16 protein-coding genes are annotated in these 22394 nt (G+C 54.4%); 10 read left to right on the forward strand and 6 right to left on the reverse strand.

Going from position 1 to position 22394, the window contains the following annotated elements; translation table 11 throughout:
• Position 1: 1 nt before the first annotated feature.
• Together ACTHPM_RS19995 and ACTHPM_RS20000 are read right to left on the reverse strand one after the other, a co-directional pair.
• Positions 2-3391, reverse strand: coding sequence for a tubulin-like doman-containing protein (locus ACTHPM_RS19995; RefSeq protein ID WP_440397018.1), 3390 nt, complete (start codon positions 3389-3391; stop codon positions 2-4).
• 51 nt (positions 3392-3442) lie between these two features.
• Complete coding sequence (locus ACTHPM_RS20000) at positions 3443-5221, reverse strand: vWA domain-containing protein (protein ID WP_440397017.1); 1779 nt, start codon at positions 5219-5221, stop codon at positions 3443-3445.
• A gap of 293 nt (positions 5222-5514) precedes the next feature.
• Between ACTHPM_RS20000 and ACTHPM_RS20005 the strand changes: the two genes are divergently transcribed.
• From ACTHPM_RS20005 to ACTHPM_RS20045, 9 genes are all read left to right on the forward strand, one after another.
• On the forward strand, positions 5515-5700 hold the full coding sequence (locus ACTHPM_RS20005) for a hypothetical protein (protein ID WP_440397016.1): 186 nt from the start codon (positions 5515-5517) through the stop codon (positions 5698-5700).
• Positions 5693-6628 (forward strand): hypothetical protein, encoded by a 936-nt coding sequence (locus ACTHPM_RS20010; RefSeq protein ID WP_440397015.1) that lies wholly within the window; start codon positions 5693-5695, stop codon positions 6626-6628. The genes ACTHPM_RS20005 and ACTHPM_RS20010 overlap by 8 nt, the downstream gene beginning before the upstream one ends.
• A gap of 38 nt (positions 6629-6666) precedes the next feature.
• The gene (locus ACTHPM_RS20015) at positions 6667-8427 is read left to right on the forward strand and encodes a hypothetical protein (RefSeq protein ID WP_440397014.1); all 1761 of its coding nucleotides are present in this window, start codon (positions 6667-6669) and stop codon (positions 8425-8427) included.
• 373 nt (positions 8428-8800) lie between these two features.
• A complete protein-coding gene (locus ACTHPM_RS20020; protein ID WP_440397013.1) occupies positions 8801-9502 on the forward strand; it encodes a response regulator transcription factor in 702 nt (233 codons plus the stop codon).
• Positions 9499-10488 carry a sensor histidine kinase gene (locus ACTHPM_RS20025; RefSeq protein WP_440397012.1) on the forward strand — a complete coding sequence of 330 codons (990 nt, stop codon included), beginning with the start codon at positions 9499-9501 and terminating at the stop codon, positions 10486-10488. The genes ACTHPM_RS20020 and ACTHPM_RS20025 overlap by 4 nt, the downstream gene beginning before the upstream one ends.
• Positions 10489-10579: 91 nt before the next feature.
• On the forward strand, positions 10580-11350 hold the full coding sequence (locus tag ACTHPM_RS20030) for an ABC transporter ATP-binding protein (protein ID WP_440397011.1): 771 nt from the start codon (positions 10580-10582) through the stop codon (positions 11348-11350).
• Positions 11325-13274, forward strand: coding sequence for an FtsX-like permease family protein (locus ACTHPM_RS20035; RefSeq protein WP_440397010.1), 1950 nt, complete (start codon positions 11325-11327; stop codon positions 13272-13274). The genes ACTHPM_RS20030 and ACTHPM_RS20035 overlap by 26 nt, the downstream gene beginning before the upstream one ends.
• A gap of 38 nt (positions 13275-13312) precedes the next feature.
• Positions 13313-13933: a DedA family protein gene (locus tag ACTHPM_RS20040; protein ID WP_440397009.1), complete on the forward strand. Its 621-nt coding sequence runs from the start codon at positions 13313-13315 to the stop codon at positions 13931-13933.
• Positions 13934-13962: 29 nt separating this feature from the next.
• Entirely contained in the window at positions 13963-14790 is an 828-nt protein-coding gene (locus ACTHPM_RS20045; RefSeq protein WP_440397292.1) for an undecaprenyl-diphosphate phosphatase, read from the forward strand.
• Between the two features lie 86 nt (positions 14791-14876).
• Here the strand turns inward: ACTHPM_RS20045 and ACTHPM_RS20050 are convergent, their stop codons facing one another.
• A complete protein-coding gene (locus ACTHPM_RS20050) occupies positions 14877-17267 on the reverse strand; it encodes an Ig-like domain-containing protein (RefSeq protein WP_440397008.1) in 2391 nt (796 codons plus the stop codon).
• Between the two features lie 235 nt (positions 17268-17502).
• On the opposite strand from ACTHPM_RS20050, the gene ACTHPM_RS20055 reads away from it, so the two are divergent.
• Positions 17503-18564: a serine hydrolase domain-containing protein gene (locus tag ACTHPM_RS20055; protein WP_440397007.1), complete on the forward strand. Its 1062-nt coding sequence runs from the start codon at positions 17503-17505 to the stop codon at positions 18562-18564.
• A gap of 107 nt (positions 18565-18671) precedes the next feature.
• Here the strand turns inward: ACTHPM_RS20055 and ACTHPM_RS20060 are convergent, their stop codons facing one another.
• From ACTHPM_RS20060 to ACTHPM_RS20070, 3 genes are all read right to left on the reverse strand, one after another.
• Positions 18672-19385, reverse strand: coding sequence for a DsbA family oxidoreductase (locus ACTHPM_RS20060; RefSeq protein ID WP_440397006.1), 714 nt, complete (start codon positions 19383-19385; stop codon positions 18672-18674).
• Between the two features lie 222 nt (positions 19386-19607).
• Positions 19608-20504 (reverse strand): SDR family oxidoreductase, encoded by an 897-nt coding sequence (locus tag ACTHPM_RS20065; RefSeq protein WP_440397005.1) that lies wholly within the window; start codon positions 20502-20504, stop codon positions 19608-19610.
• A gap of 187 nt (positions 20505-20691) precedes the next feature.
• Positions 20692-22104, reverse strand: coding sequence for an MATE family efflux transporter (locus tag ACTHPM_RS20070; RefSeq protein ID WP_440397004.1), 1413 nt, complete (start codon positions 22102-22104; stop codon positions 20692-20694).
• Positions 22105-22394: the final 290 nt, after the last annotated feature.

The raw sequence follows: 22394 nt of genomic DNA on the forward strand, positions 1-22394 counted from the left end.
GCTATTTCAACCTTCTGCGAATGTCGTTTAATTTGGAAGAAACCTGCTTATAGAACTGATGGCGTTCTTCCCCGTCAGCCAGCTCCACCTTCTCGTATTCCAGACGGTCCCGCGCATCCAGGAAACTCTCGGCCAGCTCTTCCAGCTTGGCAAGCAGCGGCGAAATATCCTCAGAGGCGGTCAGCTCGTTATCGCGGCGGGAAGCTTTGCGCAGCAGCGTGCTCCGGCTTCGCTCATCCAGTCCGCGGAAATGCTTGTAAACCTCATACTCTACGTAGTTGACGCTCTTCATCAAATTGGCGAACGGCTCCCAGGATTCCTCTTCCAGATCACGGTCGTACACGTACAGCGCGCCCTTCTTCGTGATCGTGCCCGTATACATCGCTTCGATGAAATGATCCAGCCATTTCTCTTCGTCCTGGTTCTGGCTGATCACCTGTTCCAGCTCCTGCAGTTTGGCCGCAATCGCTTGGTATTTCGCCAGCTCGGCGCGGACGCGCGTAATTTGCTCCGGCGAACGGATCAGGTTTTCCTTGGCCAGCTCCTCATTGATGCTGCCGAAAATATCCTTCGTGCTCTCCTGGTCCAAACCGCCGTCTAACAGACGCTTCAGCTCGGTAACGGCGCGCTTCACCTCGCCAAGATTCGGTTTGGCTGCGGTAAGCTGCATATCGTAAGCACGCAGCACATCGTTCAGATCAAACGGCTTCGTATGAATGACCGCGTAGCGGTTGCTCGTATTCTGGTCGAGATCCTTTTGCACGATGACCTTGTAGCCAAGCGCCTGCTCGAATTCCGTACGCACACGGGCATTATAGCTCTGAACCCGCGGATTCACGTAAGTTTCGCCCCATGATTTTTCCGGAATCGGTGATGGCAGATACGTCCAGTTGGCGCGGTCGGTCTGCACCAAGTGGCGCCCGATGCCTTCCTTGTCCAGAATTGTGCGTTCATAGCTTTCTTCGAACACCTTCAGCGGCGTATACACGAAGAGCGGCACCCCATTTTTCGTGTTGAGCCAGAAAATCCGGTTCTTCACTTCGCTTTCCTTCACCGTAAAATGCGATTTGCCGACGGAATTATTCTGGTAATTGCGAATCCCCTTGAGGATGCTCGGCGCCTGCACGGGCACGGACACAAAACCCCAGGACGGGAAGTACAGATTGCCTGCGCTGTTGCTCAAATGGAATACCGGCACGGCTTCTTCGTCCAGCTTGCTGGCGATGCTCCGCTCCACGAATTTCTCGATCGATTCCTCCTGGCCGAACTTCATCACCAGGAAATCCTCCATCGACTTCGTAATCAGGTCGCCGAACTTTTCGGTGAGGAAGTCGGATATCGAGCTCACAATGTCGATCTCCTGCTCCTTGATCCACTGGTTGGAGTGCTGTAGCAGCTCCTGGGCAAAGTCGCGGATGAGATCCTCCACGTCCTTTTGCTCCATCATCTTATTGATGACCTTGGAGATGTCAGGTACGCTCACGATGTTCCAGTAATACGTCTTATTGCCTTTATGATCCTGCTGCTCTTCGCCGCTCAGGAGGATGTCCCCGTTTTTGGCAAAAATGGCGTTGAGCGCGTTCAGAATTTCGGTATATACATTATAAATGCGGTTGTTTTCCTGGTTGAGCAGGTCGTACAGATCCTCATAGAACTCGATCATCTGCTCCGTGCGTTCCACGTCCGCCATCAGCCAGTATTCATTGATCTTGGCCTCGATGTAGACATTCTTTTTCTTGTCCTTCGATACAAAAGCGCTCTTCGCGTCGCCCAGGCGATCATTCGCCTGCTCCCTCGCGGACTCGATGTCGCGCGGAATGCGCGTCAGATTCTCACGCAGCGCTTCGATGTAGGACAGCAGCATTTTCAGAAGGCAGAAGCCCTTCTCCGTATACAAGAGACGCGATACGTAGAACGGCCCTTGCTCCGGATGCAGGAAGATGCGGCGGACCTGATCGCTGAACTGCTCGACGATTTCGCCCGGCAGCTGCTTCTTCGCCTTGATGTATTCCTCGCGGGCACGGGCCAGGAAGTTCTGCTCCAGCTCCGTATCCATGTTGATGACCTGGTTCTTGACCACGTTGGTGTAGCTGAGGCGTTCGCTGTTCTGGTAACCCGGCAGCGGCTCAGGCACGCGGGATTCAAACGTCTTCATCATCGTGTCGAGGTCAATGCCCAGCTTGCGGGCGAACTTCTCCACGTCCTCCTGGCTCGGCGCCTTCTCGAACATCGTTTCCATTTTGCCGAACAGGCGATATGCCAGGTAAGTCGTCATTTCTTCGATCGGCAATACCGCGGAGGAGGCACCGATAATGTTGTAATCATAGTTGGCCGGATAGGCCTTGTTCATCTGCGCGATATTCGTGCGGATGTTGCTGATATAGTCATGAATGGCGAATTCCTCGCCCGACTGCTTTTCCTCGCTGGCCATGAAGTTCGTAATGTTCTCCGCAGTGACGTTCATGCAGTAGTCATACGCGTTTTCCAGCAGCTTACCCTCCGTATTCGTAGCCGAAATCAGATGGCAAAGGTTAAACGGAGGCAGCGGCGAATTGACCGTCAATATGTTGCCGTACTGCTGCTTGAAGCGCTCGCCGCGGGCATCGACGTTCATCCAGTAGTCGAGCTCCTTGAGGGCAGCGTAGCCGTTTTTCTTAATGTATTCGCGCGTATGCTCGCTCAGACTCTTGTTGGACAGATTCACGTCCGGGGTGAACAAGTAGCCGAGCGTGTTGACGCGGTCGATGCCCGCGGACCCGTGGTCGCGTTCGATAATGCCGCGCACGATGTACGCAATGTCCAGGAAGCAGCCGCTGCCCGTGCCGCCGGAAAGGCCGGTCAACAGGAACACCATCAGCTTTTTGTTGGTGCCCACGGACAGGGTCTTGATCTTCTTATCGATCGCCTGCACGACCTGATTGATCTTCGTGAACAGCAGCAATCGTCCCGCCTGGCGCACGCCGGCAGCGCCGTTCATGCCATCGGTAATGCTAAGCTCGGGCGACAGCCAGTCCGTGATGTACGGCTCCAAAATGCTGCGGTTCTGCAGCAGGCCGCCGATTTCGGCGTTGGAGAGAAGGACGAACTCGTTGATGGAGTCCAGCCCGACGCCCTTGTAGCGTTTGTTCTTATCCTGCTCGTTCGTTTCGAAAGCCAAAAATTCCACGTTGGACGGCTTCTCCATCTTCTTCTTGGAGAGCGGGTCCTCCGGCAGCTTGAAGCGGCGGTTGATCTGGTATTTCAGGCGCAAAAGCGCATCGATCCCCGTACCTCCAAGGCCAATAATCAAAATCGGATTGTCGATCGTGTCGACCCGGATTTTCTCGCTGACGATCCCTCCGCCAAGCGATACGTCGAGCTGTTGTATATGTTCTCTTACTACCGGTTTCATCGTTTCCCCTCCTGAGTGCTTCCCTAGGTAAAATACAATGTGCGTGACCCTTTACACCAAATACTCAATCAATATCGTCTTATCCACCTGCGGCAGCGACACGCTGAGACGGTCACCGCTCTTCAGCTCGGCTCCGCGGGCAGCGTCCACGGCCCGGCCCGATTTTTCGATCGTGCAGGCCGATCCGTTCTTCAGCATCAGGCGGTCGTTTTTGCCTGGCGTAAATATGACTTTATCCGTTTCTTTAAGCTCCGGCGCCAGTTGAAGCAGCTGATGCAGGTTGAACTTGCCTTTGAAGGCCGTCAGCTTTTTGTACTGCGGGTATGTCTTCTCCCCGGTATTCTCATCGCGGATTTCGACGACCATTTGGCCGACGAAGCCCTTGTTCGCCTTCCGGACCGCCCCCAGAATAAAGTAGGCAGCCGCGGCCAATGCGGCCAGGGCAACAACACCAATCACTACGGGCCATATTGGAAAAGGTTTCTTATCTTCCTTCCCGGCTTCCGGCGTCTGAGCGCTGCCTGCCCCTGCCCCCTTTGCACTGATGGTTACCGGCTTCGTTTCCCGGTAAAAGCTTTTCTCCTCGGCACGGGCCTTCAGCTCGTACTGGTGCTTCGCTTCCACGGTATAGGAGCCTTCGAAATGGTCCCCTTTATTGGTAAGCTTCACTTCTTTGGTGTCGCCTGAATCGAGATCCTTGACGATCAACGTCGCGTTCATGTTATTGTAAAGCCCGCTGCTCTGCAGCTTCTGGCCGTTGCTGACGAGATAGGCGTTGATGTCGACGGTATCACCCTTCTTGACGGTCGTCGACTTGAGCGGAGCCATGTCCAGCTCGAGGTCGTAGTTAAAAATCAGGTTGATATCGATTTTATCCTTCGGAACGCCCTTAACCTGCAGCTTCCAGTCACCTTGCTCCGGCTTCAGCAGCTTGATCAGCGAGTAGGTTTTCGACTTGGAGCGCAGCACGTTCGCTGACGGAATCGGCTGGCTTTGGCCTGAAGGGTCGATTAATTTTACGTCCACAGGCTTGCCCGACATCAACGAGATGTTGGCCTCCAGCACGTTCGCGTTCGGTACGTTAACGGTCACTTCCTGATAGCTGCCGTTTGCCGTAATGGCCGTCACCGGCACGATTTTCAGCTTCTGATGGCTGGCGAAGATTTCGCTCAGAATTTGCGGCAGATCATCGGCCGAGCTCGTCGAAAAGGACTTGCCGGCGGTCTGGTCCGACAATTGCGCCAGCGCGTTCTTATTCAGCTTGCCGTCATAATTCAGGCCGATTGTGTAAATCGGAATGCCGGCGGCTTTGGCCTCCTGAACCGACTGGCTGAGCTCCTGATCAGACTCGGACTGCGTACGGCCCGACTTCGGATCCAGCGCGTTGTTGCCGTCCGCAAGCACGACGATCATGGGCTCATGCCCTTGTTCGGCGCCCTGCTTCAGCACCTTCACCGCTTCCTTTACGCCGACGGATATGTCCGTATACGCGCCTCGGTCAAGCTGGTCAATAAACTGCTTCAGGTCAGTTTTGTCCGCATCGGACTGGATTTCCAGCAGCGCCTTCTCACGCTGGATTTTGTCCGTGTAAGAAACGATGCCAACCTTGTCTCCTTGCGTCGACAGCATGTCGATGAACATTTTCATCGCTTCGCCGCTGATTTGATTCGGATCGCTGGCTTTCATGGAGTTGCTTGCGTCCATGACCAGCACGGCATCGATATGGGAGGACTGCTGCGCCGCCGCAGCCGAAGCTCCCAGGCCGCCAAAAGGCCAAACGAGAAGGACGACGAGCAAAAGACAGAGTGCTATTTTATTTTTATGAAGCATAAGCTTTCGAAACTCCCTCTCTATTGAATTGAACTGATTTTTCATTAGCTTTCATAACAGTCTAGGAAAAAAGTCTTAAGAAAATCTTAAGAAACGATAAAATCCATCTATAAAAATTAAACTAAATAAAGGGAAACCGCCATTCTCCATATTTCAGATGTCCGCAACACGCTTGCAGGCCGACTAAAAACTCCCAATACTTTTATATTATGATATAATTAAAGCCAGCAAAGTTCAATGTTGACGGCCCTTCCTGACCTCATAGGAAATAAGGCCCAAATTCAGTTTCATTCATGAACAACCTCAGGAAAGGAATTACGGATATGATTGCATACGGATGCCTCGGCATTTTGTTTCTATTTATAGTCATCAACATTGCCCTCTACTTTCATCGGCAAAAGAATGCCCCGACGTCCTATGACCTCGACGATACCCTCCTGACCATTTCCAACCCGCGGGGGGATCACGCCCATGAATAAGAAAAAGCCGGTGCGTCTGCGCCCCTATTATAAGACAAGATATGCCTATGAAAAGTTAAGAGTTTGCAAACATTGCCGCTCTTTTACCGTTCTATGGGAGGATAAATGCGCAAACTGTGGCAAACATGCGCTCATCCCCGTCATGGATCAGGCTCGCATCAACGCCAAACGCTCCATGCAGAACGAGCGCCTCACCGCTCTGCTGATAACCTTGGCAGCCGTTCTGTTCAGCCAAACCTTTCTGCAAATTGTGCTCTGCCTGTTGGGCGGGATCGCACTGACCGTCCTGCTCTGGTGGATTCAGCGCAAGATGCTGGACACCCAGACGAGAAGGCATCTCGACAAGCTGCTCCGAAACAGCGAGCGCCGCATCATCGAAGGCATTTACCTGAATCTCACCACGGCATCCGCTGCGATCAAGGACGATGAACAGCTCGGATACGAAATTTTGCGGGAAATCGCCACGATCGTGCATAATGACCGCATCCGCCTGCAGCAGATCATGCTGCTTCAGACGTTCGTGCTGCGCAAGGACATGGAGCTTGAGCTCGAGCCGTTAATGCTCGAAGACTTCGAGCCTGCCCTGGCGGAATATATCGGTGAACTGGCCAAAATCAAACGCGAGCTGATCAAAGGCAGCGCTATCCGATACGTGCTAAGGTATGAGCGGGAAATTCTCCGCATGAAGGACGGCGCCGGCATCATGGCATCGGTGGCCGGGGCCGCCGTACGGATGAAGAAATACGTGGATGCCTATCCCGAATTCCTTCTCCGCTATGCGAGGCAGATGCCAAGGGAACGTTACCTGCGGTTATACCAGCTGGTGCGGCGCCATCCGAACCAGACCTGGAACGGGCTGCGCGATGAAGTCTCAGCCATATACAACGAAAAGTTTCGTTGGGATCCCGAGTTTCAGAAATGGGATTAAGCCATGTGTCCAAATTCTATTAAAGAGGCCATAAATATATGACGATAAAACGTACGCTAACCCTGCGTAATCTTCTGATTTTATTGTGTATCGCCATTCTGGTCCTGATCGTTCTCAAGGGAGTCGACATCAACCGCAAGATGGCCTGGGTCGACGAGGCCGGACGTTACTACGATCAAAAGGATCTCCTCCGAGCGGAGGAATGGTACCAAAAGGCGGCGGGCAATACGTCCATTCATTATAAGGAGAAACAGATTGCGGAACGCCTGCGCGAGCTCGCGCCGATCACCATGATGAAGCAGACGCTGGGCCAGTTGGACCAGCGCGCGGAGCGCACGGGCTCCGGGCAGGACTTTACCGGCTTCCTTCAGGTATATGGCGAGCTGCAGAGCACGAAGAACCAATACATGGGCACGGGGGACCGGTTCGCCGTTTACTACCCGGAAATCTCGGCAAGCTTCGGGCTATCCGACGATATCACGCGCTACTTTCAGCAGTTCAAGGCCCAGTTCTACAATCAGCTGGAGGACCGGTTAGCCCAGGCACAAACCGACGAAGCCGCGCCCAAGTGGAATCTGCTGGCTATTCCGGACGCATTTTACGGCGGTACAGACGAGAAAACCAAACAATTGAACGCGAAGTTCAAGGACTTCGACGAGAAGCTGCTGGCCAAGCTGGCCGGAGGGGGCAAGTTCACCGATATGCTCAGCTTGTCAGAATCGCTCCTGGGTCAGTACGATGGCCGCAAGCTGAAGGCTCCATGGGTGAAGAACAAGACGGAAGAACTGGCAGATATCATTCTGAAAAAGGATGTGGACGGGGACCAGCCCGCCAACTATGCTCTTCATGCCAAAGCCTATGCAGCATACGCGAAGAGCGCAGGAGTCAAATCCGCCCTGCTGAGCGGGATCGACCGTCAGATCCGCAAATGGATCGCCTCGGCGCAGCGAAAAGTAAAAAACAACGACTATGAAGGAGCCATCGCCATCTATGAGGCGCTCGCCGCTTACCAGGACACCACTGAAGAAGTGAAAAAGGCCAAGCTGGCCTGGACGGTGCATGATCCGCTGAGACTTTTGCAGCAAACCGACCTCACAAAAAATTACAGCCACGTCAGCGGCGGCGGCAACCGTTTCGGCGGCAGCGCTTATGCCATCGGCTCGGATGAAGGCAACGCGGTTTATTTTGCAAGAATGAACGAGGATGAATCGGTGCAGCTGCTGAGCACGCATGATTTCCCGGCGAACGTGAACATCCGGCAGATTTCCATCGAGAAATCGCTCAGCACGAGCACGGCACCAGTCATTCTCGTGGAAGGGGAATCAGCCGAAAGACAAGCGCTTTATGCAGCTTATGAGGTCCATGAGAGCGATATGACCCAGCTGTTCCTATTCGAAGCGGACGGCTATGAAGTTCAGGCCGACAAATCTCTGTTCGTTGCGAATCCAAGTGGCGCAGAGGGCGACAGCACCCAAAAAGCCATATATATGCGCCAGGGCGACAGCTACCAGTTCACGGGATATCAAAAGGACTATATCGACATTGACGTCACCGACCTGCTCGGACACTCGAACGAAAAGGTCCGCTTTACCTGCTATGTCATTTATGGCGGCGAAGGCGATGCTCTGGCACAAATGGGCGACTCTTACGTCAAGCTGCACGGAAGCTATACGTTCTACGACGGCATGAGCGTGACCGTGACCGGCCTGTTCAGCCAGTTTGAGGACGTGTATCCGAACGGGGATCAATTGGGCGAGCTGGTCAGCTTGCCGGTGTTCGATGTGGAGAATATGGAGTGAGCCCCCTTTCGAGCATGAAAGCCCGCTTCGGTGACGGATCGTTCTTACGATCGCTGCCCGCCCCCAAATTTCTTGATTCTATCCTTTCATAAAGGTATAAATTCGGAGACAAAGGCGTTAACTTCCGAAGCAATTTTCCTCCGGAAAGTTTTAGGCGACCACTACGCTTTTTCAGATCGATTTCGCCCACCGCTACTGTGCTATGTTAAATCAATACTCCCCGAAAAAGAGGTGCCCCTCAGTCATCTATAATGACTTTTGGGGCACCTTTTTTATGGAATTCCAGCCTTGAATTCGGCCCGGAAAGCCGTACATGATACAATACCAAATAATTGAGAAGATACCTTACCTTTTCCAAAGGAGATTTTACGCCATGTTTAAAATTTTCATTGTCGAAGATGACAAGAAGCTTGTCAGCCTGCTGGAGGAGCATTTGCATAAATTCGAATATGACACGCGTTCTGTGACGGATTTCGCATCGGTTCTGAGCGACTTCAGGAGCTACGATCCTCACCTGGTGCTGCTCGACATCAATTTGCCGAAATACGACGGATACTATTGGTGTCGGCAAATTCGCGGCCTGTCGACATGCCCGATTATTTTCATATCGGCCCGGGAGGGCAAGATGGACCAGGTCATGGCGCTGGAAAACGGGGCGGACGATTATTTGACCAAGCCGTTCGATTATGAAATCGCCGTGGCCAAAATCAGCAGCCAGCTTCGGCGGGCGTACGGTTCGTATGCCGCATCCCAGCAGACGCGGTCCGTCACCGTCTCAGGGCTTACGCTGGACGTGGACCGGCTCTCTCTGACCTTGAACGGGCAAAAGGTGGAGCTCAGCCCTACCGAAGCCAAAATATTGGAGGAACTGCTGACCCGCCCGGAGCAGGTCGTCAGCCGCGACCGGCTGCTGGACCGGATCTGGGACGACCAGTCGTTCGTGGATGACAACACTCTGAACGTCTACGTCACCCGCGTCCGCAAAAAACTGTCGGGGCTCGGCGTGCAGGATGCTGTCCAGACCGTCAGGGGCCAAGGTTACCGGCTGCTTCCAAACTGGGAGGGTGAAGCATGAAGCTGTATCTGAGAGACCAGGCCCCGCTTATCGCCCTTTATATTCTGCAATTATTTCTCATCACGCTGGTGTACCGGCTCGACGGGTACCGGAACGCCGAGGTCAGCCTATATGCGGCGCTGCTCAGCAGCTTCCTGCTCGCCGGGTACCTCTTGATCCGATACTGGCGCAACCGGACCTTCTATGTGCGGCTGTCCGCGCCGTCCCCGACGACGGAAGAGCTGCTGAACAACAAGCAACAGACCCCCTTGTCCCTGAGCCTGCACCGTCTGATCAAGGGGCAGTACCGCCGCTATCAAACCGAGCTGCAGCAGTATAAGCACAAACTCGATTCCCATATTGAATTCATCAACCAGTGGGTGCATCAGATGAAGACGCCTGTGTCAGTCATCCATCTGATCATCCAGCATCAGGACAAGCAAGAGTTCACCGCGATCGGTGATGAGCTCGACCGGCTCCGGAAGGGGCTGGACATGGTGCTGTACACCGCCCGGCTCGACACGTTCGAAAAAGACTTTTATGTCGAAGAGCTGGATCTGGAGCGGGTGGTGCGTTCGGTGACGTCCTCCCAGCGCCGGCTGTTTATACGGAGTCGCATTTTTCCTGTCATCGAGTTCGAACGGCCCCTTCGGATCGCTTCAGACGAGAAGTGGCTGTCCTTTGTCATGACCCAGCTGGTCACGAACGCAGTCCGGTATTCCGCAGGAGAGGAGCACCGGCAAATCCGGTTCCGCGGATACCCGAGCGGCAGCGAGGCGGTCCTGGACATCCAGGACGAGGGCATCGGCATTCCGCAGGGTGATCTGCCGCGCGTGTTCGACCCGTATTTTACCGGCGAGAACGGCCGGTTGTACCAGGAATCGACCGGGATGGGGCTGTACCTGGTCCAGCAGATTTGCAGTCGCATGGGACACGGCGTCGAGATCGAATCGGAAGAGGGACGGGGAACGACCGTCCGGATCAGGTTCAAGCTTACAAATGTGTAAGCTAGTGTAATGTTGCGCGATGGCAAGCTGAAGCAGACACTGCCTATAATAAACCTATGACAGGAAATCAAAGCGGAGGAGCCTGAAGCACGTGACGATTCTGGAAGTGAAGCATTTGTCGAAAATCTATGAAGGACGCGTACCGCTGCAGGCGCTCGACCATATCCAGTTGGCGGTGTCCGCCGGGGAATTCGTGGGCGTGATGGGCCCCTCGGGAAGTGGCAAGACCACGCTGCTTAACGTGATCGCGACCATCGACGAGCCGACGGCCGGTGAAGTCTGGATTAACGGGACCAACCCGCATCAGTTGAGCCGCAAACAGACCGCGCTGTTCCGCAGACGCGAGCTGGGCTTCGTGTTCCAGCACTTCAATTTGCTCGATATGTTGACCGTCGGGGAGAACATTGTGCTGTCCCTTTCGCTGGACGGGATGCCCGTACGGGAGATGGAGCGCAGGCTGGAGGAAGTGGCGGAGAAGCTCGGCATTCGCGGGATTCTGGACAAGCGCACCTACGAGATTTCGGGGGGACAGATGCAGCGGACGGCCATCGCACGGGCGCTGATCCACCGGCCTTCGCTGATTCTGGCGGATGAGCCGACGGGCAATCTCGACTCCAAGGCGTCCAAGGACGTCATGGAGACGCTGGATCAGATGAACCGGCAGGAGCAAGCGACGGTGCTGATGGTGACCCATGATCCGGTCGCGGCGAGCTTCTGCCACCGGGTCATTTTTATCAAGGATGGCAAATTCTATAACGAAATCTATCAGGGCAGCAGCCGGCAGGCGTTTTTCCAGAAAATCATCGACATGCTGTCGCTGCTGGGGGGAGACAACCGTGTCCTTTCTACAGTTCGTTTATAGAAACGTCGCCCGCAGCAAACGGACCTATGCGGCTTATTTTCTCAGCAGCGCCTTCTCGGTCATGATCTTCTTCATCTGCGCCCTGTTCCTGTTCAGCCCCTATATCCGCGGGCAGCTGATTTACCCGATCGTGATGCAGACGATGATCACCGCCGAATGCATCATGTATCTGTTCTCCTTTTTCTTTGTGCTGTATTCGGTAGGCTCCTTTCTGACCTCACGCAAGCGCGAGATCGGGATTCTACTGATGCACGGCATGACCAAGGGACAGCTGAACCGGATGGTCCTGATGGAGAACATGCTGATCGGCCTCGGGGCCATCCTGACCGGTATGGCCGCCGGCCTCATCACAGGCAAGCTCTTTCTGATGATCGGCTCCCGTTCCTTCGGAATGGCGCCGATTCCGTTTTACCTGCCCTGGCAGGCGTTGGCGCTGACGGCGGGCGCATTCGTGCTGCTGTTTCTGCTGATTTCGGTCTGCACCTCCGTCATGCTCTGGAACCGGACGCTCATCGAGCTGTTTCAGTCCGGGCAAAGGCCGAAGACGCCGCCGCGGACGTCGGGCATCCAGTCGCTGCTGGCGGCCGTGCTGCTGCTTGCATCCTATGCGCTGGCCGCGACGACCACGGTGAATACGATCTACATCCGCATGCTTCCGGTCGTCATTATGACCATCGCCGGCACGTATTTCCTGTACACCCAGCTTGGCGTATGGGTCGTCCGGCTGCTGCAGAAGCGGAGGCTCTTTTTCTGGAAAAAGACGAATATCGTGACGGTATCCAATCTGGCGTACCGGCTCAAAGACAACGCGAACATGCTGTTCATGGTGACGATCATTTCGACGGTTTCGTTCTGTGCTGTCGGGGTGTTTACTTCCATTAATACGCTCTCCGGCCAGTTCCGGGAGGACTACCCGGCGGCGGTCAGCTATCTGTCCAAGGGCGGAAATCCTCTGGAAGCGCAGCACGTGCGGCAGCTTGAGGACGAACTTCGTGCGAAGGGGCAAAGTCCGGCAATCGTCAGCTTTCCGGTCAAAAACATCCAGGTCGGCCTGCCAGCCGGCGAAGGGGACAGCGCGCTGCTTCCGGTCATCTCTTATTCCAGCTACAAGCAGGCGGTGGAAGCCGCCGGGGACAGCGACCTGGAGAAGCCGCTGGAAGGCATTGACTCCTTGGTGATGATCAGTTCCGAGCGCGACCGTACCTACACCCGGATCCGGGAGATGGAGGTCTATACGCTGGCGGAAGAGAGGCTGCAAATCCGGGAGATCGGGTACACGTCGCGGGTACCCGTGCCTGAGCATGTCCTGCGGGAAATGAAATGGAAGCGGGAGGGCGACTTCAGCGGCCTCGTGGTCAGCGACCGCCTGTTTGACCGTCTGACGTCTCCCGTGACAGTGGACCGGTATACCGGATTCTACGTGGACGATTTCGAGCGTACGCTGGGCCTCGGAGAGCGGCTCGCGCCGCGCGGCGAAGTCCGGTATGACGCCGGACAGCCGTACGCGATGACGGTGAGCGGCACGCTGTATGTGACGCAAATGACGTCTTACCGGGCGATGCTGTTTGCAGCGCTGCTGGTGGGGACGGTGTTTTTTATCGCGGCGGGCAGCTTCCTGTATTTCCGCCTCTATGCGGACCTGGACTACGACCGGCGCCAATACGACACGATGGCCAAGATGGGACTGACGGACCGGGAGTTGAACCGGATCGTGACAGGACAGCTTGCGATGCTCTTTTTCGTGCCGATATTACTAGCTGCTCTGCACAGTATTTTCGCTTTTATGGCGCTGCAAAGCTTCTATTATCTTTCCATCGCTTGGGAAATGGGGGCGGTGCTGGCGTGCTTCGTTACGGCCCAGGTGGCGTACTTTTTCTTTATCCGTTACAACTATTTGCGGAACGTAAGAAAGACCCTGATCTAACGCAGGGCTTCACTATAAACCGTATGGGAGGGAATTCCATGGAGCAGTGGATTACCAGCGTCGTGGAACAGTTCGGTTATGTCGGTATTGCGCTCATTATTGCCCTTGAAAATATATTTCCCCCGATTCCGTCGGAGCTGATCCTTACGTTCGGGGGCTTTATGACAACGAAATCGCATCTGACCATTCCGGGCGTCATCGTGGCGGCTACAGTCGGCTCCGTGATCGGAGCCGTCATTCTGTACGGCATCGGCCTGCTGCTGGATGTGAACCGCCTGGAGCGGATCGTGGCCAAATGGGGACGCATCCTGCGGGTCAAATCCTCCGATATCGCCAAGTCTGAGAAGTGGTTCAGCCGTTACGGCTACTTTACGGTGTTCTTCTGCCGGATGATTCCGCTCGTGCGGTCCCTGATCTCGATTCCGGCCGGGATGGCCCGGATGAAGTTCGGTCTGTTTCTGCTCTTTACCACCGTCGGGACGCTGATCTGGAACACGGTGCTCGTGTACTTGGGGGCTGCCCTGGGAGATTCCTGGGAGAGCATTCTGCACTATATGGACGTGTATTCGCATACCGCCTACGCCGTGATCGGCCTGGTTATTGTATGTGTGCTGTTCCTGTACCTCCGCCGCGCGCGGGGAATGCGGGTTGAAAGGTAAGCTGAAGGAGTTGTGAAACGTTGGATTGGATGGAAATGATTAAAGCGGTGATCCTCGGGATCGTCGAAGGATTGACGGAGTTCGCCCCGGTATCATCGACCGGGCATATGATTATCGTGGACGATATGTGGCTGAAGACTGGGGAGTTTCTGGCTTCTCCCGTAGCCAATACCTTTAAAGTCGTCATTCAGCTGGGCTCGATCCTGGCGGTGGTCGTCGTGTTCTGGAGCCGGTTTCTCGACCTGCTAGGCTTGCGGAGAAGGAAGCCGGAAGCCTCGGGTGGCCGGGCGCAGGGACGCCTGAAGCTGACCCAGGTCATCGTCGGCCTGATTCCGGCCGGCGTGCTCGGCCTGCTGTTTGATGATTATATTGACGAGCATCTGTTTTCAACGCGGACGGTGCTGATCGGGCTGGTCATCGGGGCGCTCCTGATGATCGCAGCCGACGTATGGCGGCCGAAGCGTCCGAAAGCCGAAACGGTGGACCAGATTACATACGGGCAGGCCTTTGGCGTCGGCCTGGTCCAGTGCCTGTCCCTGTGGCCGGGATTCTCCCGCTCCGGCTCCACCATCTCCGGCGGGGTTCTGATGGGCATGAGCTACCGGGCTGCTTCCGACTTTACGTTTATTATGGCCGTGCCGATCATGCTCGGTGCCAGCGGATTGTCGCTGCTGAAGAACTGGGAGTATTTTACGATGGATATGATGCCGTTTTTCTTGGCAGGCTTTATCAGCTCGTTTATCGTGGCGCTGATCGCCATCCGTTTCTTCCTGAAGCTCATCAACCGCATCAAGCTGATACCGTTCGCCGTGTACCGGATTGTGCTGGCCGCTATTATTTTTCTTATGATCTGGTAACCGTTCTGTTTCAAAAGGGTGCCCCCCGGTCATCTATGATGACTGGGGGGCACCCTCTTCTTATTCCTTCATGCTGTTCAAATGCTTTATTTCACCGTCACCATCACTCGGGTCGACTTGCCCCCGAACGTAACGGTGATCGTCGCTTTGCCTTTGCCTGTCGCCTTCACCACGCCGTCCTTCACGGTGGCGGTCAGAATGCGGGAAGACTTCCACAGCGCCGGCTTGGATACGTTCGACTCGCTTCCGTCATTGTACGTGGCGGTGGCTACGAGGTTGATCGTTTGCCCAACGCTCATGTTCAGGCTGACTTCATTGGTTTGCAGGTATTTCAGAATGTCGACTTCCACGGGAATGCGTACGGTTTTGTTGCCGTATTTTGCCGCCACCGTTGTTTTGCCGCTGGCTACGGCCGTAACCTTGCCTTTGTTCACGGATGCAACCTTGTAATTGGAGGTGCTCCATTCCGCTTTGTCGCTGACGTCCTTGGTCGAACCGTCGCTAAACGTTACGGTCACCGTCACTTCCGCAGTTTTTTCCTTGGCTTTGCCGGCCGTCTTCAGGGATACGAAATCCACGTCTGTCTCGATCTTCGAAATGACATCCACTTCAACCGCAACAGTTACTTTCTTGCCGCCGTACTCGGCAGTAATGTTCGCCTTGCCGCTCTTCATGCCGGTCACGACGCCCTCGCCGTTGACGCTTACTACCGAAGCATTACTGGACTTCCAGGTAGCTCTTTGGTTCAGTCCTTCCGCGGCTTCAGGATCGTTCACCGCAGACAAGTCGATGGTCTTCTTGTCGCCGGTCGACATGATGATGAGGCTTTGCGGGGAAGTCAGTTCGCTGACCAGACCCACCTCTACCGTCATCGTATAGGATTTGCCGTCATACTTACCTGTAATCGTTGCCGTGCCCGAGCTCACGCCCGTGATCACGCCTTTTTCGTCAACCTTGGCAATGTCCTCTTTGTTCGAGCTCCATTCGGCTTTATCGGTTACCTTTTCCGATGCCTTGTCCGTGCCGTAATCCAGAATGATTCCCGCTTCGTACACGCCGCCCACTTTCAGGGACAGCTTCTTGGTGGAAAGCTCGGTTTTGAGGGGCATGTCCACCGCAACATGGGTTGTTACGGTTACGCCGCCATACGTGGCGCTGATATCAGCTTCGCCTTTTTTATAGGCTGTCAGCATGCCGTTCGCGACATACACGATATCTTCCTTGCTTGATTTCCATTCCGCCTTGCTTTGTACCTGCTCGGATTGACCGTTTGCGTAGGTTGCGGTCAGCTCAAGCTGCTTTGTTTTGGTGCCGGTCAGGCTGAGAGCTACCTTCTCCAGCATATCGAGGTTGCGCGGAATATCCACGTCCACATTAATCGTGACGCTCTTGTCGCCGTACTTGGCCGTAATGACCGCTGCGCCCGGCGCGTTCGCCGTGATCACGCCCTGCTTCACGAATGCAACCTTCTCGTTGCTGGAAGTCCAAACGGCTTCTTTGGTGATGTCCACCGGGTCTTTGTCCGGATACACCGCCTCCAGCTTCACGGGGTCCTTCAACGTATCGTTGCTGTGCATAAAAATATTTTGCTGGCTTGCCTGCAGTCGAATCGTCTTGTCCACGTCTACCTGAATAGTGGCCGTCTTGGTACCGTATTCCGCGGTAATCGTCGCCGATCCCGGGCCATAAGCGGTAATCTCGCCTTTGATGACATCGGCGACATTCGGATCGCTTGTGGACCATTTCGCTTGGGTTGCTACGTCCTTCTTGACCTCCCCGTCAGGGTAGGTTGCCTTCAGGGTGATTTGCACGGTTTTCTTTTCGCTTGCCAGCATGGACACCTGCGTCTCGCTCGGGTCCAGACGCTTCACCAGCTCCACGCTGACCGGAATGGATACCGTCTGTTTGCCGTAGGTCGCCGTAATGGTGGCCGTGCCGGAGCTGATCGGCTTCACCTGGCCATTCACGACTGAGACGACGCTGCTGTTGTCCACGGTCCAGTCCGCCTTGCTCGAAGCATCCGTGTCTGTCGTGTTATCCGCGTAGGTCGCGGTCAGATGGATGGTCGGACTGTCGCCGAGCTTTAGATCAAGCTTCTTCTCCGGGTCTGTCACCGTGAGCGCCTTGACCTTTTTGGTCACGTTTACCTGAACGGACTCGGTTTCACTTCCATAAACGACGGAAATGGTTGAATTCCCCTCGCTCACCGCAGTGATCGTACCGTTATAAACGGTCGCTACCGCATTGTTTTTGCTGCTCCAGCTCGCTTTTATGGTCAAATTTTCGGTTGAGTTGTCTTTGTACACGCCCGTCGCCGTCACAGATGCCGTATCGCCAATCTCCAGGGTGACCTGGGATTTCGAAAGAACCAGTTTGGTCAGCTCGGACGTCGTAGCCGCCCAAGTGACGCCGGAATATGCCATGCACAGCACCATAACCAGTGACATGACAAGCATCTTTTGAAGCTTCTTATGCAATGTAAATTCCCTCCAATTCCTGTTTTGATAAACACATCATACCTCACATATCGGTCAAGCGGGGGCAGAATGTTAGATTTTTTGTGTGTTTTTCGGGATATTTTCGGCAAAATGACTCATTTTGTCGATTGCTTCAAACAGGCGTCTGCTGGGTAATACATTGGTTGGTAAGTTCCACCTGAGAACAACTATCCTTTCGATTGCACGTCTATTATATATATGGAGGTGCCTACCCATGATCACAACCGACCATCCGATTACAAGCAGAGCCGAGGCATTAATGCGGGAGCGTTTTGACAAACAGTCTCCGATCAGCGTTACCATCGGCATTCTGGAAAACGGAAACCATTATTACTTAGGGCATGGCCAGCCGCAGGGGTTTGATTATTCATCAGCCATTTATGAAGCGGCTTCAATCACAAAGGTCTTTATGACGACGCTGCTGTGCATCCTGGAGCAGCAGGGCCAGCTGAAGCGGACAGACACCATCGGCAAATACATACCTGAATGCGTTAAAAACCGTAAAATCAGCGCGATTACTCTTGAACAGCTTGGCGCACACACATCGGGTCTTCCCCGCCTTCCCGCGGGACTGAAATCCGTCATGACGGACAAGCTCAATCCTTATGAAAATTATACGGAAGAGCATCTGCTGAAGGATGTGCTTAAATGCCGGCCCGCCTCTGCGGGACGCTTCGAGTATTCCAATTTTGGCGCAGGGCTGCTCGGGTATATTCTGGCGCGCTGTACCGGCCGTCCGCTGGAGGAACTGGTAAAAGACGAAATTTGCCGGCCTCTCTTTATGGAAGACACCGGATTTACGCTCAGCGCTGCTCAGCAGCCAAGGCTTCTGCCCGTCTACACCGCGAACGGCAAAGAAGTTCCTCACTGGAACGTCGGCGTGCTGGAAGGCGCGGGAGGGCTGCTCACCACCGCACGGGACCTGCTACAGTTCGCCCAAGCGAATGCGGGCGCCGGATCAAGATCCGCGTCCATCATGGCTGCTATGAAGGAGGCCCAAAGACCAAGACTCCGGCTCCGCCGCAATGAAGAGTCCAGCCTCGGGTGGATGATACGCTCCGGCGTCTACCATGACCGCATGCACTGGCATAACGGCGGCACGTACGGATCAAGCAGCTTCATCGGCTTTCACCGGGAGAAGAATTTGGCCGTCACCGTTCTTTCGAACAACGGCAGCTATGCGCTAAAATCCTTCTCTCTGCTCCGGGCGCAGAAAAGGCATGTCGACGAGATCGGTCTCGAGCTGCTCCGATCCATGACCAAAACCATCGATTAGCGCACATGGTAGATTAAATACCCTATTAGGGTAAAAAAAGAGACTGTCCACCCCCAGGCTAAAAAAGCAAACCTGGTGGTGCAGTCTCTTTTTGATAGGCGTTTCGATTAATCTTTATCCGCAGGCAGCGCGCAGGATCCGTCCTGGCAGGCCAGATCATCCGATCCGCCGACCATCGTCAGCGGATGATCTTCCTTCCAAATGTTCTCGAGCGCATCTACGAACACGTCCTCCGGCTGAGCGCCGGAAATGCCATACTTCTGGTTCACCACGAAGAACGGAACGCCTGAAATGCCCAGCTTGGACGCCTGGCTTTCATCCTCGCGGACATCCTCTGAATAAGCATTGCTCTCGAGCATGTCGGCTGCGGCCTTCGCATCGAGTCCGATTTCCCCGGCGAGGCGTGCCAGCACAGCACGGTCTCCAAGATGCTCGGAATCTGTAAAGTAAGCCTTGAACAGTCGCTCCGTCATGTCGTAGCGCTTGCCGGATTCACCAGCCCAATGCGTTAAGCGGTGGGCATCAAATGTATTCGTAGGCTTGATGGTATCCATGTGGTAAGTCAGCCCCACGGTCTTCGCCTGCACGGCCATGTTGTCGTTCGTCGCTTTGGCCTGCTCCAGGCTCATACCGTACTTGGCTGCCAAAATGGCGTGCATGCTTTGGTCGTTGTGGCGCGGCGCGTCCGGTGCCAGTTCGAAGCTGCGGAATACCACTTCCACTTCATTCTTGTGCTCGAAGCGCTCCAGAGCCGCTTCAAACCGGCGCTTACCGATATAGCAGAATGGGCATGCAAAGTCGGACCATACTTCAATTTTCATGTGAATATCCTCCTCTAGAGTCGGTTTGGCATATTAAAACTGATACTATTTCAAACACAGTATATCCAAAAAAGAAAAACAGGATTCCCCCTGCCCTTTAACTGTAACTTCTATATATACATTATATAACCGCATGCTTCCCGTTGCAACCCGAATAGACGACAAGAAGACTGATCTTCACCTTAACGTGAAGATCAGTCTTCTTCTAAGCGCCGTTAGCCATTAAGGCGTTGGCATGCCACCATTGGCATTGAGCGTTTCGCCGCTGACGTAGCTGGATTCCTGACTGGCCAGGAATACGAATGCCGGGGCCATTTCGGATGGTTGGCCGGGACGGCCCATCGGCGTCTGCGAGCCGAATTCTTTCAGCACTTCTGTCGGTTGTCCGCCGGCCACCTGCAAAGGCGTCCATACGGGTCCGGGCGCCACAGCGTTCACTCGGATGCCCTTGCTCGCAACTTGCTGTGCCAGGGATTTGCTGAAAGCGTTAATGGATGCTTTCGTCGTGGCATAATCCAGCAGAATCGGCGAAGGCTTGTACGCCTCAATGGACGTTGTATTGATGATGCTGCTTCCGGGCTGCATGTGGGGTATGGCTGCCTTGCACAGCCAGAACATCGCGTAAACGTTCGTCTTGAACGTCTCGTCGAACTGCTCGGTCGTCAATTCGGCGATCTCGTTCGCATATTGCTGCTTGCCGGCCACGTTGGCCAATATATCTAATCCGCCGAGCTGCTCCACAGCCGAAGTCACCAGCGCTTGGCAGTATTCTTCGTCCTTCAGATCGCCGGGCATGGCCACCGCCTTACGCCCTGCTTCCTCTACCAGCTTCACCACCTGGCGGGCATCGGCTTCTTCTTCCGGTTTATAGGACAGCAGAAGGTCTGCTCCCTCGCGGGCAAAGGCAATCGCGACGGCCCGGCCGATGCCGCTGTCCGCGCCGGTCACGATAGCCTTGCGCCCCGCGAGGCGTCCGGTACCGCGGTAAGTCGTCTCTCCGCAATCCGGTACGGGAGTCATCTCCTGCTGCAAACCTGGCTCGCTTTGCTTTTGCTGGTATTCAGGCCCCGCTTTCGGGTACTGCTTCGTAGGATCCTGCATTTGAAATTGGTCAGTCATAATAAATTCCTCCTTACTCCTTATGTCTGTGTAATGATTCCTTTGTAACGTCCTGACCCTTTGTATGTAACCTCATCGCAATGTAATAAAACAAAAACTTTCATTTTGTTACTTTCATTTTCACAAATTTAAAAATAGAAGATGCCGATCCGAAGACCGGCACCAGGCAATGCTTTTTCAATTGTCCCTAGGCCGATGGTGAGGGTAACGGCACGGGCTCCGAAACGGATTCCACCGGCCCTACGAGTGCATGACGCTCCCATGCGCGGCTTCTCCAGCGGAAATACATGATGACGGCGCGCGTCCATTCATCCGCGGCAATCGCGAGCCAGACCCCGGCCAGGCCGAGGTGAAGGCGAAAGATCAGAAAGTATCCGAGCGGCAGCGACATGCACACCATCGAGATCAGCCCCATATATACCGGGAACCGGGCATCGCCCGACGCGCGGAGCGAGTTGATGATAACGATGTTGACCGTCCGTCCCGTTTCCAGCAGGATGCTCAGCAGTATCACCTGCGCGCCCATGCGGACAATCGCCATATTATCGGTAAACAGGTTCATTAAAGGTACCCGGAACGCAATGATGATGAGGTCGATGACGACGGTAGCGGCCAGAGCCCATTTTACGCTTTGGAATACCCGGGTATACGCATCCTGATTGCGGCGAGAGCCGACATAGTGACCGACCATGATCGCCGTCCCCATCCCGATTGCCATGCTGAACAAATAAATGTACATCGAGATATTGCTCGCATACTGGCGCGTAGCCATCGCTTCCGACCCCAGATAGGTCACGTACAGCGTAAAGGTCAGCTGGCAGATCTGGTACACGATATTTTCAAAAGCCGAGGGGATGCCAATGCTCAAAATCTTGCGGACATATTCCTTGGACAGGCGGATGTAATAATTCCACTCCACCCGGACCTCCATCACGCGGTACATCAGCCAGAAGAACACGAGCAGACAGATCAGGCGGCTGAACACCGTCGAGATAGCTGCGCCCTCCACGCCCATCGCGGGAAAGCCCAGGTGACCGAAAATCAGCAAATAGTTGCCGGCCACATGCAGTATATTCATGAAAAGGGATACCAGCATCGTTTCTTTGGTAAACCCGTGCGTGCGTATCGTTGCAGCCAGCGCATTGATCAGAGCCTGCAGAAAAATGCCGCCCCCGACGATCCGCATATACGACTGCGCATAATCTAAAATTTCCCCCTGCACGTTCAGCAGCTGCAGCATATATCCGCCCAGCCCGAGGAAAATAATGCTGAGAATCAGGCCGACGGCCAGATTGAGCGTGAGCGCGTTACCGGTTACCTGCGCCGCCTCGAGCCGTTTCTTCGATCCCAGATACTGGGCAACGACGATCGCGGCCCCGCTGCCGATGACTTCAAGCAATAGAATGGCTATGGAAATAATCTGGTTGGCTGCGCCTACGCCGGACACGGCGTCATCCGACACCGAGCTGATCATGAACGTATCCACGCTGCCCATCAGCATGAACAGAAACAGTTCCAGAAAGATCGGCCAAGTCAAGCGAACCAGGCTGAGACGTCCCGCTTCTGACTGTTTGGACGACTCGTTGACATGTGCGGTCATAAGTCAGAAATCACCTTGCTTCCCTGTAAAATAAACTTAAAACAAGGGTATGTTAGCACACTTCAACTGAAAATACAGTCCTTTTACGAAAATTCATTGAAAGAAATTTCATTCTTTTTCATCGACTCCTCATAAACGGCTCAGCCCTTACAGAATAAGCCTTTGGCAAGCCTCCTCGACAAGCACCGATTCCTGCACATTAGACAGCGCTTACAGCAATACAAAAAAAACAGTTGATAATTGAGAAACCATCCTCTATGATAATGTCATCAGGCCGGATAATAAATTAA

This window comes from Paenibacillus sp. SAFN-054 (assembly GCF_051966755.1).
Lineage (GTDB): Bacteria > Bacillota > Bacilli > Paenibacillales > Paenibacillaceae > Paenibacillus_AQ.